The organism is Geomonas sp. (genome assembly GCF_056994735.1).
This window is the reverse complement of the sequence record NZ_JBXKJL010000298.1, coordinates 1-1,221: the sequence shown is the minus strand read 5'-3', so window position 1 is coordinate 1,221 and position 1,221 is coordinate 1. Positions and strand designations below refer to the sequence as shown.

General features: G+C 60.2%; 1 protein-coding gene. It reads right to left on the bottom strand.

Annotated elements, in window-relative coordinates; genetic code table 11:
• The coding region (locus AC11W3_RS13225) for an HAD-IC family P-type ATPase (RefSeq protein WP_484093140.1) at nt 1-1,190 on the bottom strand (1,190 nt) is incomplete at its 3' end.
• Nucleotides 1,191-1,221 lie beyond the last annotated feature (31 nt).

Here is a 1,221-nt window from a genome sequence, read left to right as displayed (position 1 = left end):
CTCAGCAGCTTGCCTTCGGTGCTGTAGGTCAGGGTGTTCTTCTGCCAGGGCTGCAGGCCTGCAATCCCGGTGGCCAGCTTATACTCGCCCTGCGTCCCATAGCCTTCTCCGGTCACCATGAAGCGGTTCTGGCCGGGGATGGTGAACTCACGCGCCGTCATCTTGTTGAGGGTCAGGGTGCCGGTCTTGTCAGAGCAGATGGCTGAAACGCTACCCAGCGTCTCCACCGATGGCAGGCGCTTGACGATCGCTCCCAAAGCTGCCAGCTGGCGTGTGCCCATGGAGTACATGGTGGTCACCACAGCCGGCAGGCCGGTTGGGATGGCGGAGATCGCCAGGGCGATGCCGGCGATAAAGATGGTATCCAGCGACTGTCCGTTGCGTTTTCCCAGGATCACCATAATGATAAACGCCAGACCAGCCAGGGAGGCAATGATCACCGTCAGGCGGTCAAGCTGCTTCTGAAGCGGGGTCTTGTCTGCCTCGGTCTTGTTCAACAGATCAGCGATGTTGCCCATCTCGGTGCCCATGCCGGTGGTGGTGACGATCATCTCGGCCCGCCCGCGCGTGACCGAGGTGTTCATATAGGCCATGCAGTGGCGGTCGCCCAGCGGGGCATCCGCTTTGGCGATCGTTTCGGTGTCTTTGGACGAGGCTACGCTCTCACCGGTCAGGGCCGCTTCCTCGATCTCGAGCGTGGCGGTCACGAACAGGCGCCCATCGGCCGGGACTCGGTTGCCCGCCTCCATCAGCACGACGTCACCCGGCACCAGCTCCTCGGCGTTGATCTCGACCGCCTGCCCATTGCGGCGCACGCGGGCGATGCTCTTCATCGTCTCCGCCAGGGCCGCCAGGCTGGCCTCAGCCTTGGCCTCCCCGCGCATCCCCAGGATGGCATTGAAGACCGTCAGGCCAACCAGCACCAAGGTGGTGCCCCACTCATGGGTGAAGATCTGGTTGATGATCGCCGCACCCAGCAGCACGAATTGCATCAGGTCTTGATATTGTTCCAGAAAGGCTTGCAGGCCTGACTTTTTCTTCTTCTCTGCCAGCTTGTTCGGACCATATTTCTCCAGCCGAGATTTCGCTTCATCCCCGCTCAGCCCCTTGGCCGGGTCGACTTGCAGCTGTTTCGCAACTTCTTCGCTCGACAGGGTGTACCATTTTGTTTTATCCATCGAATCCGTCATTGTTGGTTACCTCCTTCTTCTAATATTTTTG